At 65.5% G+C, this 13952-nt stretch carries 12 protein-coding genes; 5 read left to right on the top strand and 7 right to left on the bottom strand.

What is annotated here, in order from left to right; translation table 11 throughout:
* Positions 1 to 14 precede the first annotated feature (14 nt).
* Together IG171_RS00895 and IG171_RS00890 are read right to left on the bottom strand one after the other, a co-directional pair.
* The gene (locus IG171_RS00895) at positions 15 to 1394 is read right to left on the bottom strand and encodes a TIGR00366 family protein (RefSeq protein ID WP_212129130.1); all 1380 of its coding nucleotides are present in this window, start codon (positions 1392 to 1394) and stop codon (positions 15 to 17) included.
* A 155-nt stretch (positions 1395 to 1549) separates the two neighbouring features.
* Complete coding sequence (locus tag IG171_RS00890; RefSeq protein ID WP_212129128.1) at positions 1550 to 2929, bottom strand: NAD-dependent succinate-semialdehyde dehydrogenase; 1380 nt, start codon at positions 2927 to 2929, stop codon at positions 1550 to 1552.
* A 258-nt stretch (positions 2930 to 3187) separates the two neighbouring features.
* Here IG171_RS00890 and IG171_RS00885 point away from each other — a divergent pair, with 258 nt between their 5' ends.
* Positions 3188 to 3541 carry a nuclear transport factor 2 family protein gene (locus tag IG171_RS00885; RefSeq protein WP_212129126.1) on the top strand — a complete coding sequence of 118 codons (354 nt, stop codon included), beginning with the start codon at positions 3188 to 3190 and terminating at the stop codon, positions 3539 to 3541.
* A gap of 77 nt (positions 3542 to 3618) precedes the next feature.
* Here IG171_RS00885 and IG171_RS00880 read toward each other — a convergent pair whose 3' ends face one another.
* Positions 3619 to 4539 carry a 3-hydroxyacyl-CoA dehydrogenase NAD-binding domain-containing protein gene (locus tag IG171_RS00880; RefSeq protein ID WP_212129125.1) on the bottom strand — a complete coding sequence of 307 codons (921 nt, stop codon included), beginning with the start codon at positions 4537 to 4539 and terminating at the stop codon, positions 3619 to 3621.
* A gap of 108 nt (positions 4540 to 4647) precedes the next feature.
* On the opposite strand from IG171_RS00880, the gene IG171_RS00875 reads away from it, so the two are divergent.
* The 4 genes from IG171_RS00875 (at position 4648) to IG171_RS00860 (ending at position 8775) form a co-directional block, all read left to right on the top strand.
* Positions 4648 to 5511, top strand: coding sequence for a hypothetical protein (locus IG171_RS00875; RefSeq protein WP_212129124.1), 864 nt, complete (start codon positions 4648 to 4650; stop codon positions 5509 to 5511).
* Between the two features lie 409 nt (positions 5512 to 5920).
* A complete protein-coding gene (locus IG171_RS00870) occupies positions 5921 to 6361 on the top strand; it encodes a transposase (RefSeq protein WP_212127466.1) in 441 nt (146 codons plus the stop codon).
* A 71-nt stretch (positions 6362 to 6432) separates the two neighbouring features.
* On the top strand, positions 6433 to 7383 hold the full coding sequence (locus IG171_RS00865; protein WP_249203629.1) for an IS3 family transposase: 951 nt from the start codon (positions 6433 to 6435) through the stop codon (positions 7381 to 7383).
* Between the two features lie 756 nt (positions 7384 to 8139).
* Positions 8140 to 8775, top strand: a complete 636-nt coding sequence (locus IG171_RS00860) for a hypothetical protein (RefSeq protein ID WP_212129123.1) — start codon at positions 8140 to 8142, stop codon at positions 8773 to 8775.
* Positions 8776 to 9187: 412 nt separating this feature from the next.
* On the opposite strand, the gene IG171_RS00855 is transcribed toward IG171_RS00860, so the two are convergent.
* From IG171_RS00855 to IG171_RS00840, 4 genes are all read right to left on the bottom strand, one after another.
* A complete protein-coding gene (locus IG171_RS00855) occupies positions 9188 to 10819 on the bottom strand; it encodes a long-chain-fatty-acid--CoA ligase (protein ID WP_212129122.1) in 1632 nt (543 codons plus the stop codon).
* A gap of 188 nt (positions 10820 to 11007) precedes the next feature.
* Positions 11008 to 11769, bottom strand: a complete 762-nt coding sequence (locus IG171_RS00850; RefSeq protein ID WP_212129120.1) for an enoyl-CoA hydratase-related protein — start codon at positions 11767 to 11769, stop codon at positions 11008 to 11010.
* A 317-nt stretch (positions 11770 to 12086) separates the two neighbouring features.
* Complete coding sequence (locus tag IG171_RS00845; protein WP_212129119.1) at positions 12087 to 12659, bottom strand: GNAT family N-acetyltransferase; 573 nt, start codon at positions 12657 to 12659, stop codon at positions 12087 to 12089.
* A complete protein-coding gene (locus IG171_RS00840) occupies positions 12659 to 13888 on the bottom strand; it encodes a PLP-dependent aspartate aminotransferase family protein (protein ID WP_212129118.1) in 1230 nt (409 codons plus the stop codon). Before IG171_RS00840 ends, IG171_RS00845 begins: the two co-directional genes overlap by 1 nt.
* Positions 13889 to 13952: the final 64 nt, after the last annotated feature.

Raw genomic sequence — 13952 nt, 5'->3', positions numbered from 1 at the left:
ATGGGCGGGCTGCTTCACAGGGAGACGAAGAAGAGTGCCAGCGCCATCACCACCCCTGCGCCGAGGAAGGTGATGACCGTGTAGCCGAGGATGTCGCGCATCTTCAAACCGGCGATGGCCAGCACCGGCAGAGCCCAGAACGGCTGCAGCATGTTCGTCCACTGGTCACCGTAGGACACGGCCATGATCGCCACCGAGGGGTCGACGCCGAGCTGGTTGGCGGCGTCGAGCATGATCGGCCCCTGCACGGCGAACTGGCCGCCGCCGGAGGGGACGAAGAAGTTGACCAGACCGGCCGAGAGCAGAGCGAGCACCCCGAACGAGGTGGGGTTGGCGATCGAGACGAAGGCATCGGAGAACACGGCGATGAGGCCGGTGGCCGACATCATGCCGAGGATGCCGGCGTAGAGCGGGAACTGCAGGAGGATCTCACCGACGTTGGAGGCGGCCCCCTTCGTCAGGTGGATGAGCTCGAAGGGGCTGCGCACGAGCAGCATGATGAGTGCGAGGAACGACCAGTTGACGATGTCCAGGGTCAGTCCCCCGCCCTGGGCGAAGTGGATGATCAGATAGACGACGAGGGCGAGGCCGACGATGAGCGTGAGAATGCGCGAAGCATCGATGCGATCGGCGGGGGTGACGACCTCCTCGTCGATCTGATCCTGCTTCTCCGAGGTCACCGAGGCGGGCAGTTCGTAGACCGGTGCTCCGGGCTTGGGTGCCATGAGGAGGAAGAGCAGACCGCAGACGACGATGACGCCGAGGATGGCCAGCAGGTTCCAGCCGGCGAAGATCGTCTCGGTCACAGGCACTGTCGTACCGCCCAGGGACTCGGAGAGGAAGGAGTCCGGGGTCGCCGCGGTCAGCGGTCCCGAGCCGGAGTAGCCCATGTGCCAGACGACGAATCCGGAGTACCCGGCGGCGACCAGCAGCGGGAAGTGGACCTTGATGCCGCGTTCGCGTGACTGCACCGCGATCTCACGGGCCAGCAGGGCCCCGACGACGAGGCCGAGGCCCCAGGTGATGAGGCTGGCGACGGCGGCGACGAGGAACACGAAGACATAGGTGAAGGTCGCATTTCCCGGCACCCGGGCGAGCCCGGCCAGCAGGCTGCGGACCGGTCCGGTGTTGGCGAGGATGTGTCCGAGCAGCAGGATGAGACACATCTGGGTCATGAATTCCAGCAGCCCGGCCAGTCCCTCGCCCCAGCCGATGACGACTTCGCCGGGTCCGGCGTCGGTGAAGATGAGTGCGAGGACCGCGACGATGAGGGTGAGAACGATCGCGAAGGTCAGTGCCGACGGGATCCATTGTTCGAGGAATCGGTTGATCGGCCGCATGATCCCTTTTGAGGCTGCGACGTTGACCTGGGTCGACGGCTTCTGTGCCGACATGGGGGCCTCCCGCTGAGAACTCGCTGTGTACAGTCTCAGCATACAATCAGGGCGCTGTCCTCGGTAGAGAACAGCGCCCTGAGCGGCCGGTGCCGGTCAGTGGTGGTCGGCCTCGGTCAGTGGTGATTGCCCCGATCAGTGCCGACCGGTTCGGATCAGTGCTGTTTGTACACCATCTGCTTGTTGACGAACTCGTCCATCGCCAGCGGTCCCAGCTCGCGTCCGACGCCGGAGCGCTTGACGCCGCCGAAGGGCAGGTATTCGCGGGTGCCCTCGGGAGAGTTGAGGAAGACCATGCCCGCATCGATCTGGGACCCGACACGTTCGGCTCGCTCGATGTCGCTGGAGAACACAGCCGCACCGAGGCCGAACGGGGTGTCATTGGCCATCTCGACGGCTTCCTCCTCGCTGCTGACCCGGTGGACGATGACGGCGGGGCCGAAGAGCTCTTCGTAGTAGCCGCGCATCCCCTTCTTCACATCGGTGAGCACGACGGGCTCGACATAAGCTCCGCCTCCGTCGTACCTCTTCCCTCCGGCCAGCAGGGTCGCACCCTGGCTGACGGTGTCGTGGACCTGCTCGACGAAGCGGTCGGCGGCGGCCACCGATGACAGCGGTGAGAGGCGGGACCCCTCCTCCCCCGGTGCTGCGGGGGTCTGCTTCTTGGCCTCCTCGGTGATGGAGGAGACGAAGTCGTCGTAGAGATCATCCATGACGATCATGCGCTTGGGTGAGTTGCAGGCCTGACCGGTGTTGCCCATCCGGGTCTTGAAGAAGGTCTTCGCAGATTCCTTCACATCCTCGGAGTCGAGCAGGATGTAGGGATCGGATCCGCCGAGTTCGAGCACGACCTTCTTGAGGTTCTTGCCCGCCTCGGCGGCCACAGCGGCACCGGCGCGTTCGGAACCGGTCAGGGACACACCGTGGTTGCGCGGATCGGGCAGGATGATGTCGGCGACCTGCTCGTTGCTGGCGTAGATGTTGATGTAGGCGCCTTCGGGCAGGCCCGCCTCGACGAAGATCTCTTCCATGATCTTCGCCGAGCGCGGGCACTGCGGGGCGTGCTTGAGCAGGATCGTGTTGCCCAGGGCCAGGTTGGGCGCGGCGAAGCGGGCGACCTGATAGTAGGGGAAGTTCCAGGGCATGATGCCCAGCAGCGAGCCCACGGGCTTGCGGCGGATCATCGCGGTGGCGTCCTTCGGCCCGCGCAGGGGCTCATCGGCCATGAACGCCTCGGCGTTGTCGGCGAAGTACTTGTAGATGCGGCTGCACAGGCCGACCTCGCCCTTGCCCTCAGGCACGGCCTTGCCCATTTCGAGCCTGATCACCTCGGCGAGCTCCTCAGCGCGCTCGGAGTAGATCTCGGCGACGCGGGTGAGGATCGCGGCGCGTTCGGCCACCGGAGTCCGGCTCCATTCGGTGAAGGCCGTCGCCGAACGGTCGAGAGCGGCGAGGATCTCGGAATCGGTGGCGGTGGCGAACTCCTCGGCGACTTCGCCGGTCGCCGGATCGGTCACACGGTAGACGGTGGTCATGGCAGTCCTCGTTTCTCTTCGGGGTTGCCCGGGGTTCTCGGGTGGCCCGGGGAACATCTCCCACGCTATGGCGGAAACCGCGCGGCGGCAACGCTCTTCTCACCGGCCGGCGAGATCTTGAGCATCTTGTCAGTTCGCTCGGGCTCACTCGCGCTGCGGAGGATTGCGCTGCGACGATCAGCATTGTGACGATCTGAATGCAGCGATCTGCGCTGCGACGGACGAACACGCACGGGTCGGCACTGCTACGGTAAGACCATGGCCAGTGTGACTGAACTCGTGAAGCGCTATTACACCACCGTCGATGCGGGAGATGCGGACGCCACCTCGGCGCTGTTCGCCGCCGATGCCAGCTACGACCGCCCCGGCTACCCGACGATGGTCGGGCAGCAGATCACGGACTTCTACCACGGCGAGCGGGTCATCGATTCCGGTGCGCACTCCCTGCAGGAGATCCTCGTCGACGGCGACCGGGCCTCCAGCCGCGGAGTGTTCAACGGCCGCCTCAAGGACGGGTCCGAGACCTCGGTGGGATTCGCCGACTTCTTCCTCTTCGACACCGAGGGGCTCATCGCCGAACGCACCACCTACTTCTACCAAGCGGCCGTCTGAGCCATCCCGCTCCTCGCCGGCCGCACAGATCTCGGCACCCGGGGCATCAGCGCCCAGTGCCTACACACCTCGGCGCCTCAGTGATCCTGCCCCCGGGCGTCGAGGACGGCTCGTTGGATCCGGTCGCGGGTCGCGGCCGCCTCGGCGGTCGGAGACTGGCCGTAGGCCTGCTCGACCTGCTCGAAGACCTCCTCCATCGCCGCAGGATCGACATCGACGGGAAGGTCCTCGATCGCGGAGAAGGCGGGGCCGATATGGTCCATGAACCCGCGGATTCCGGCCTCCCCTCCTCCGAAGTGCATGCCTTCGAACTGCCCGACGGCCGACCACCGCAAGCCCAGCGAATTCCTCATCACCGCATCGAGCTCGGGGGCCGAGACCACTCCGTTCTGGACGAGTGAGATCGCCTCCCTCATCAGCGCGTTCTGCAGGCGATTGCCGACGAATCCGCGGATCTCCTTCCTGATCACCACGGGCTCACGACCGCAGCCGCGATAGAACTCGACCGCCGCCTCGATCGCAGCCGACGAGGTCACCGGGGAGGGCACGACTTCGATCAGCGGCATCAGGTGCGGCGGGTTGAACGGGTGGCCGACGAGGACCCGTGCGGCCACCTCGGCGTCCAGGTGCTCGGCGATGGAGGAGGCCGGAAAGGTCGACGAGGAGGTCGCGAGCACTGCCTCGGCATCGGCCGCCTCGGCGATCCGGGCGAACAGCTCCGGCTTGGCTCCGACGTCCTCGGGGCCGGACTCCTGGACGAAGCTCGTCCCGTCGACGGCGGCCTCGACGGTCTCGGACTCTTCGACGGTCCCGATCTGGGAGGCCACCTGATTCCTCGCCGAGGCATCGGCGGTGACAGCGGCCTGGAGGTCCGCGACCACCTCGGCGAGGTCCTCCCGCGGGTCGAAGACGCGCACCGAGCACCCGCTGCGAGCGAAGAGGTAGGCGAACGAGCGGCCGATGGTTCCGGCACCGATGACAGCGACTTTTGAACTCATGCGTCCAGGCTATACCTGCCCTCAACGGCGTCGGCACCCTGTGAGCCGTGCCCGAAACGTTGCCGTGTGCGCCTGCCCGACGGCGCTCTTCGGTGGCACAATGTCACCATGAGCGCGAACGCAGGACTGAAAGCAGTGGACTCGGAGATCATCGCCCTGGCCGAGGACGAGTACGCGGCCGCTGCCGAGACCGCGCGCATCGAGGTCCGCGAGATCCACACCGCCGCCGAGGCGGCCCGGGCCTCCCTGCTGCTCGACGAAGTCTGGAACGTCGACGAGACCGGCGCGAATGTCTTCGAACCCAGCCTCATCATCGCCTTCGCTCATGCCGGCAACTATGTCTCGGCCGCCTACAGCATCGACGAACCCGATGAGATGATCGGCGTGACCATCGGATTCTTCGGCCAGCCGCTGGGCACGGTCATGCACTCGCACATCGCCGGGGTGCGGCACGAGGTCATCGGCCGCGGGGCGGGTTCGGCGATGAAGCTGCATCAGCGCCTGTGGTGCCTCAATCTCGGCATCACGGAGATGACCTGGACCTTCGATCCGCTGGTGGCCCGTAATGCCTACTTCAACTTCCAGCGCCTCGGCGTCGGCATGGTCGAGTACCTCGAGGACTTCTACGGGCAGATGCGCGACGGAGTGAATTCGGGGCAGGCCAGCGACCGGATGATGGTGTCGTGGCGCCTCGATCGTCCTGCGCGAGTGACGACCGCCGATCCCGGCTCCGCCTTCGCCTGCCTGCGCGCCGACGAGGACGGAGAACCGCTGCTGAGCGAGCCGCCCAAGGAGGCCGAGCTCGTCTCCCTCGACTTCCCCTCCGACATCGAGGACCTGCGTGGGCAGGACGCCGAGCTGGCCAGCCGGTGGCGGCAGGCTCTGCGGGATGCCCTCACCGGCCTCGTCGCCGATGGCTGGGTCGTCGACACCTGCCTCAAGGGCGGGACCTACTTGCTCCACCACCCCTGAGGCACCGCTTCTCCTTCTTTCACTCCAGGCGCCTGAGGCCCGCTTCCCTCCCCCGACCCTGGCGCGGCGCTGGTGCGGTGCCTCGCTCCCCCGTGGCCGCACCGCGCTTTTCTCCGACGGCCTTCCCGGCCCTGGTGCGGCGCCACCCTACCTCGCGACCGCGCCGCACTTCCCTCTCCGACCCTGGTGCCGCGCTTCCCTCCCCCGGCTGTTGCACCGCGCTCCACTCCCAGACCCTCGACACGAGCCGAAGGCCTGCTCGAAACAACGACGCAGCCCCGAGACCACGGCGGAGCGCCAGAGAGGCGGCCGAAACAACGGTGGAGTGCCGAGGCCACTGTGCACGCCCTCTGTGTCAGGCTGTCTTGTGACAGTTATCTGACAATATTGGCGGGGAGAGAAGTCTGTTATGTCTTTTGAAGTTCCGTCCCGTTCCTCGAGCCGCGGGCATTTCACCACGGCCCAGAAACTCGAGATCCTGGACGAATATGACAAATGTATCGAGATGGGTTCTAAAGCCCAGTTGGCTCGGACTGTCGGGGTCAATCCCAGAACGATCTATCAGTGGTTCGTGGACAGAGAAAATGGTTGCCTGACCTCGCGATCGGATCGGTTGAATGGCAATCCCAGTGACAACAAGCTCAAAGCCGCTGAGAAGAAGCAACTCACACAGCTGCAGGCCGAGAACGAAGCGTTGAAGGCCAAACTGGCCAAGTCTGAAGCTGCGGTCGATATCTTGGGAAAAGCGTCCGCGCTCTTGGAAGCGATGTCCAAGAGCGCGACCGCGACAGACCCGACGCTGCCCGAGGTCGAGGCGACCAGGCCGGACTGGATGAGCCCGCCACAGTAAAGGCAATCGGGTTCAGGTTCATCGGCGATCTGATCAGGGTCGGCTGGTCGATCACGGCGGCCTGCGAGTTGATGGGTGTGCATCGTACGAGTTGGTACCGTCACCAGAATCCGGCGGTCCCGGCCGGGGTGCAGGTGCCGCAGAAGGAACGCGACTACCCGAGTCGGATCACCACCGCCGAGGCCGATGCGTTCATGGCGCTGTTGAACTCTGAAGACTATGAGAGCCTGTCTGTCACCCAGGCGTATTGGCGGATGCTCGATGCCGGGCAGGTGCCATTCTCCGCGTCGACGGCTCACCGAGTGGTGGCCGCACACGGGCAGAACGGAGACCGTCGCGCCCAGCGCCGTGGTAACCAGCCCAAACGGCCTAAGCCGGTCCACGCTGCCTGCGCACCGAACCAACTGTGGAGTTGGGACATCACGATGCTGCGCGGTCCCGGCAAGGTCATCTATCGCCTCTATGCCATCATGGACGTTTTCTCCCGCAAGATCGTTGGCCACCGGGTCGAGACTTCCGAGAAATCCGTCCATGCTCAGACCATGATCGATCAGGCTGTGGCAACTAACCAGCAGTACCCGACCGTGCTACACGCCGATAACGGGGCTCCCATGCGCGCGGCAACGACTGTCCAGTTCGCTCAGTCGCTGGGGATCAAGCTGTCCTTTTCCCGGCCCAGAGTGTCGAATGACAACGCGTTTAGTGAATCGACGTTCAAGACCATCAAGTACCACTTGGACTTTCCCACCCGGTTCGAATCCATCGATCATGCTCGTGACTACATGGCCGCGTTCATTGCTGACTACAACGCGAACCACCGCCACAGCGGCCTGAATTATTACACTCCCAACGATGTCCATCACGGACGTACCGAGCTTGTCCGGGCCCGTCGCCAAGCCACTCTGGAGGCCCGTCACTGCGCGCATCCGGAACGATTCCACACCAGCCCCATAGCCGCTGGCCCACCGACCCACGCCGGCATCAATAGCCCAGAAAACACCGAGCTGTCACAAACAGCTTGAAATATACCGCACGCATAGTGGTCTCGGCGTTCCACCGTTGCGTCGAGTAACTAGGCTCAGTGGCCGCGCCCAGAACTGAGCGCCGAACCAAGTGCCTGACAGTGAAATGAGTGTCAGGCACTGAGCAGAGTCATCAGCCGGGCCATGCTTGGAGCCATGAGCGGGCCCATGCGCAGGGTCAAGCTTGGAGCCATGAGCGGGCCCATGCGCCAAGTCATGCTTAGGACAGTGAGGCGGACAATGAACTGGGCAGCGAACTCGGCCATGCGCCAGGCAGCGAGGTAACGAGCTGACGTCAGATCAAGACCATGAATTCAGCCAGTTGTTGCGGTTAAACGCTCGTGCAACTTTTAACACAGTTTTATTATTATTTCCTCTTATTTGCTTGCTTTTGACGACTTCTATCATCACAATGGGTTCATGTTCCGGATCGTGACGAGGAGAGAGCTCGCGGAACTCGACATGCCTCGCCCCGCACTAGCCGCGGCATCGGACTGCTGTCTCGACAAGGTGCGCAGAGGCCATTACCTCCTCCTGACAGATTGCTCGAGCGCTCATTTCGACTGTCTCCGACCGCTGCTGAACGAACCCAACATCACGTTCCCAGAATTCCACGGTGACATCAGAGACAAGGCTGAGAGGCTGCGGATGCGCATCGCGTCTCGACGGGACTCGGTTCTGGCAGGCGATGTCTTCTCACACGTGTCCGCCGCACTGATCCATGGCCTCGACCCGATTGTCACAGGGACTGAGGCAGTGGAACTGACGCGAAGTGCGTACTCGCGCACCTACTCAGATCTGAGGCTCTACGCCCGCGAGCTCGTCGATGCCGACATCGACCCTGCTCACAGCTACCCCGTGACTACTCTGGCCAGGACGCTTGCCGATGTCGCACTCGACCACTCGCTCGAAGTGTCGGTGCCGTTGATCTCGCAAGCGCTGCACGACCACCGTGTTGACCACGAGACGATCCAGGCCTGTCTGCCCCCAGGAGTACGCGGCCTCAACCGAGCACGGCTGGCCCTCGAGCTGTCCAGCGAACTCCACGAGTCCCCGGCCGAGGCATTCTGCGCGGTCAAGTTCCACCGCTACGGCATCACGGGCATGATGCCCCAGGTCGCGGCTCATTCGCCGACAGGCAAATTCATCGGCAGGAACGACTTCAGGCATGATGAAGCTTCCGTCATCGTGGAAGTCCACGGCGTCGGCAAATACTACATGCACCCTGACGGCCCGGACGCCGCCGCTCGCGAGAACCACCAGCGCAGCATGGACCTCACCAATGCAGGATTCACCGTCTTCAACCTCACGTTCGGCGACCTCTTCCGACCGCAGATCTTCGCCCAGATCAAAGTGGCCATCACAAATGCCCTGAAGAAGGCGGGCGCATGAGCACACTGCAACGCCTCAAAACAACGGTGGAGCGCCGGGACTACTGTGCACGCGCAGTGGCCCCGGCGCTCCACCGTTGTTTCGGCTGAGTCCTCGGCACTGCGCCGTGGTCTCGAGTGCCCCTGCTCGCCAGGCTGTGGCTCAGCGGCCACAATCACAGCCACGGAGGCCCAGGCACCGCACCCCCAACCACCGTCACTCCAGCCTCTGGGGCCTCAGCCTCTGGGGCCCGGCCACCGCGTCCTGGCCGCTGTGACCCCAGACGCTGGGGCCTCCTGGCCAATTTGGCCTCACGCCCCGCTGGGGCCCCAGCCGCCGCGTCCCCGGCCAACTCGGCTTCGCGTCCCGGCCAACGTGGCCTCGCGCCCCGCTAGGACCACTGGTCGCCGGCACCCCCGGCGCTGGGCTCAGCTCACTTCTCGTCCCAGTTCTTGCGCAGCAGCTTCTTGTCGAGCTTGCCCACCGAGGTGCGCGGCATCTCGTCGACGACATTGACTTCGTCGGGCATCTGCCACTTGGCGAAGCGCTCACCGAGGGTGGAGATGATGTCCTCCCTGGTCACCTCGGCGCCGTCGGCGGCCACCACATAGGCTACGGGTCGCTCATCCCACTTCTCGTCGGGAACGCCGATGACTGCGGCTTCCTTGACGCTCGGGTTGTCGAGGATCGCGTTCTCCATGTCGATGGATGAGATCCACTCGCCACCGGACTTGATGACGTCCTTGAGCCGGTCGGTGATCTTGAGATAGCCGTGTTCGTCGATGACGCCGACGTCACCGGACCGCCACCATCCGTCGAGGAAGCGCTCGGCGTTGTCGGGCAGCTTGTAGTAGGACTCGGTGATCCAGGGACCGCGCATGACGATCTCGCCCACGGACTTGCCGTCGCGCGGCAGCTCCTGACCCGTCGGGTCGACGATCTTCATCTCGACGCCGACGATCGGCAGGCCCTGGCTGCGCTTGAGATCCCAGCGCTGTTCCTCGTCAAGATCCATGCCCGGCTTGAGCTTCCAGTTCGTCGTCGCCAGCGGAGTGGTCTCGGTGGCTCCGTAGCCGTGGATGACCTCGGCACCGGTGATCTCCTTGAATCCGCGCATCATCGACAGCGGCGGCTCGGAGGACCCGGAGACGAGCCGGACCCCGCTGAGGTCCGGAGGCTGGGGCATGTCCTTCATCATCGCGAGCATCGGGGCGAAGATCGCCGGCGCGCCATTGGCCAAGGTGACCTTCTCGTCGATGAACGCCTGTCCGATGGCTCCGAACTCCTCGGCGGCGAACTTGCCCGGCAGCACCAGCTTGGCGCCGGCGGCCACGGCGTTCTGCGGGAAGCCCCACGACAGGACATGGAACATCGGGGTGATCGGCATGACGCAGTCGTCGAAGTCCGCGTGGAGGGCGGCCAGTCCGCCCATGGTGTGCAGATAGATCGAGCGGTGCGAGTAGTAGACGCCCTTCGGACGACCGGTGGTTCCGGTCGTGTACCCGGCGTAGGCGGCGGTCGTCTCCTCGATGATCGGCCAGTCGTAGGTGGTGGGCTGTTCGGCGATGAGATCCTCGTAGAAGACGACGTTGGTCAGCGTCGTCTCGATCTCGTCCGCGGCCTTGTCGGTCATCACGACCCAGCCCTTGACGTCGAGCTTCGGCGCCAGAGCCTCAGCCACGGACAGGAGCGACTCGTCGACGAAGATCCAGTCGGACTTCGAGTGGCTGACGACGTAGGCGAGGTCTTCCGGGGCCAGGCGCAGGTTGAGCTGGAGCATGGTCGCGGCGACTCCGGGAACGGAGAAGTAGAGCTCGAGGTGGCGGCGGGAGTTCCAGTCGAGGACCCCGACCATCGATCCGGCGCCGACGCCCAGTTCGCCCAGTCCGTGAGCCAGCTGCGCCATGCGGCGGAATTCCTCGGCGTAGTCCGACCGGCCCCAGGAGCCGTCGGAGCGGCGGTAGACGACCTCGGACGTACCGAAGACCGTGGCCGCATGCCGGATGAGGTTGGTGGTGTTGAGCTGGTAGCTGTCGCCCTGTGTGGACGGGATTCCTGTCAGCATGGGGACTCCTTTGTTCGCGATCAGTTCCTGCCTCGACCCTGGGGCCGCGGCCGGTCGTGTCCGTGATCGCCGATTGCTCGGTGGGCGATCGTCACCGTCAGACTATCTCCGAAGGGGTCGCCGATCGCAGATCGAGCCGGAACGTTATCAAGGAGCAACAGCGCCGGTCGTCTGCGTCGACGTCGTTATCACTGGCCGGTGAAGACCGGTGCACGTTTGCCGACGAAGGCAGCGACTCCCTCGGCGAAGTCCTCGGTTGCGCGCAGGCCCGCTTGGCCGCGCACCTCGCGTCCGAAAGCCTCGTCGAGGGAGGTCAGGCTCGAGCGGTTGATGGCCTGTTTCGTGGTGGCCAGCGCCTGTGGCGCCCCCTGAGCGAAGGCGGCGGCGAGCGCACCGGCCCGATTGAGATGCTCACCGGACGCGACGACCTCGCTGGCCAGACCCCAGTCGAGGGCATCGGCGGCCTGCAGCTTCTCCGCTGTCAGCGCCATCCGCATGGCCCGATGCCGACCCGCCGAGGCGGCCACGAGTGCCGTGGCACCGCCGTCGGGCATGAGCCCGATCTTGGTGAACGGGAGCATGAGGTAGGAGTCCTCGCTCATCACCACGTAGTCGCAGGCCAGGGCCAGAGAGCAGCCGATGCCGGCGGCGGGGCCGGAGACTGCGGCGATCGCGGGGATCGGCGCTTCGATGATCGACCGGATGATCGCATTCGCCTGGTCGAGTTCGATGTCCTCGCTCGATCCGGCCTCACCGCGCAGGTCCGCACCGGAACTGAACGCCCGGTCATTGCCGGTGAGGATGAGGGCCCGGGAGTTCGCGGCCGCCTCGGCGACGGCCTCGCCGATGGCCCGGAACGTCGACTGGTTGAGCGCGTTGAGGGTCTCGGGGCGATTGATGGTGATGGTCGTGACATCGCCACTGACTTCGGTGAGAACGCTGGTGGACAATGCGACTCCTTCGTACGTTTTCGGTGCTGCTTCCGTCGAAGGCGCACTTCGCCGGATTTCCATGGGTCTCCATGGCTACTTTAACGTACGTTAAGTTGATATGCGTCACATCTCCGCGGCGCGCAGAGTCACGAGTCCGCTGTGCGAGGGCACTCGCTCCTGTCGCATGGGGCACTGAAGTACGGTGCGGAAGGACACGAGCCCGCCCCGCGGGGCGCATGGATGGTTCCTGCGGGTGGATCCATCACGATTCTCGGCCGCGATTCGCAGTGGATCGACCCGCAGCAGACAATGCGGAGACGATGCCTGGCGCAACGTCAGCTCAGGGTCGCCTCGAGCTGGGCGGGAGTGAGCTTGCGATCGGCGAAGACCAGCCGCACGGCCGCGGAGTCGGGGTTGCCGGCGCCCGGAGCCCGATGGATCATCTGCAGGCCGAGCTTGCGGGCGACCACTGCCGAGGCGGTGTTGTGCTCGAGCAGATAGGCCACGACCGGCAGGTCGGCGTCGACGCCCGCGGCCGCGGCGATCGCATCGCGGGAGACCGAGGTCGCCAGCCCCTGCCCCTGGACTTCGGGGCGGAAGCGGTAGCCGAGGTTCCAGAACGCGCCGGGTTCGCGGTGGGAGGCGCCGGGCCCGGACACCCCGCGCAGAGAGCAGCCGCAGTGCCCGAGGAGGTTCCCGCCTACGGTCCGTCTGACCATCCACGGCCCGAGCCCATCGAGTTCCCACTGGGACTGCAGCTTGACGATGATCGCCTCGGCTTCCTCCCTCGCCGTCATCCGACCGCTCGGCAGATGCGTCCACACGCGCGGGTCGGATTCGATGGCGAAGAGCTCATCGAGGTCCTCCTCGGCCGGTCGGTCGAGCACGTAGTCCGGCGACGGCTCCATCAGCCCAAGGCCGCCTCGAGGTCGGTCCACAGGTCGTCGACGTTCTCGATGCCCACGCTCAGCCTGATCAGCCCCTCGGGCACGGTCTGCGGCTCCTCGGGGTGGCGACGCCGGCGTTCGATCAGGGATTCGACTCCGCCCAGGGAGGTCGCCGGGGTCCACAGCTTCACCGCCTCGGCGATTGAGGTGGCTCTGTCTGCGGTGTCGACGGTGAAGGCGATGATCGCGCCGAAGCCGTTCATCTGCGCCGCGGCCCGATCATGACCGGGATCGTCCGGCAGGCCCGGGTAGCGGGTCTCGATGACGGCCGGATGAGCCGCGAGTCGTTCGGCGATCGTCTGCGCATTGGCCTGAGCGCGGTCGAGACGGACGGCCAGGGTGCGCAGTCCGCGCAGTGCCAGCCACACCTCGAAGGGGCCGGCGACCGATCCGCGCATCGATCGTTCGGTGTGCATCCGCTGGCGCAGTTCGCCGCTGCTGGTCAGCGCCGCGCCGAGGACGACATCGGAGTGTCCGGCCAGGTACTTCGTGACCGAGTGGACGACGATGTCGGCGCCGAGGTCGAGCGGCGTCTGCAGCAGCGGAGTGGCGAACGTGTTGTCGACGGCTACAAGGATCCCCCGCTGCTTGGCGGCGGCGATCAGCGCCGGGACGTCGGCGACCTCGAGCATCGGGTTCGTCGGCGATTCGATCCACAGCAGCCCGGAGGCGGTCCCGGATTCGCTTCCACCGGCGGCTGGTCGGTCCGCACCGGAACCCGGCGCCGAGGCGGCCGACCCCTTCTCCGCTGCCGCGTCGAGAGCGGCCGTGACAGCTGCGGTGTCGGCGATGTCGACGGTGACGAGTTCGAATCCCTGTCTCTCGGCGATCTGCGCGGCCGAGGCCAGCGCCCCTTGGTAGCTGTGGGTGGGGATGATGAGCGTGCCGCCGGCGGGCACCGCACTGATCACCGCCGAGATCGCCGCCAGTCCCGAGCCGAAGACCAGGCCCGGAAGCTCTGCGTGCTCGAGCTTGGCCAGCGCCTCCTCGAAATGACTCCAGGCCGGCGTGTCGAACCGAGCATAGGCGAAGGGCGAGGACTCGATGTCGCCGGTGCTGATGAAGGTCGAGGACAGATCGATCGCCGGGTTCACCGAGGCGCCGTCGGCACGGTTCGGGCGTCCGGTTTCAACGACGATGGTGTCCGGGGCGAGCTCGGGACGGGAGGCTGCGGATTCTGACGAAGTCATGAACCCAATATAGAGGTGTCGCCGCCGGGGGCGCAGGCCGATCCCACTCCGCGGAGCCGGGATG

The sequence above is a fragment of the Brevibacterium sp. SMBL_HHYL_HB1 genome (assembly GCF_018208375.1).
GTDB classification, from domain to species: Bacteria; Actinomycetota; Actinomycetes; order Actinomycetales; family Brevibacteriaceae; genus Brevibacterium; species Brevibacterium intestinavium.
Note: the sequence above shows the minus strand (reverse complement) of the source record. Positions and strands in the feature narration are given on the sequence as shown.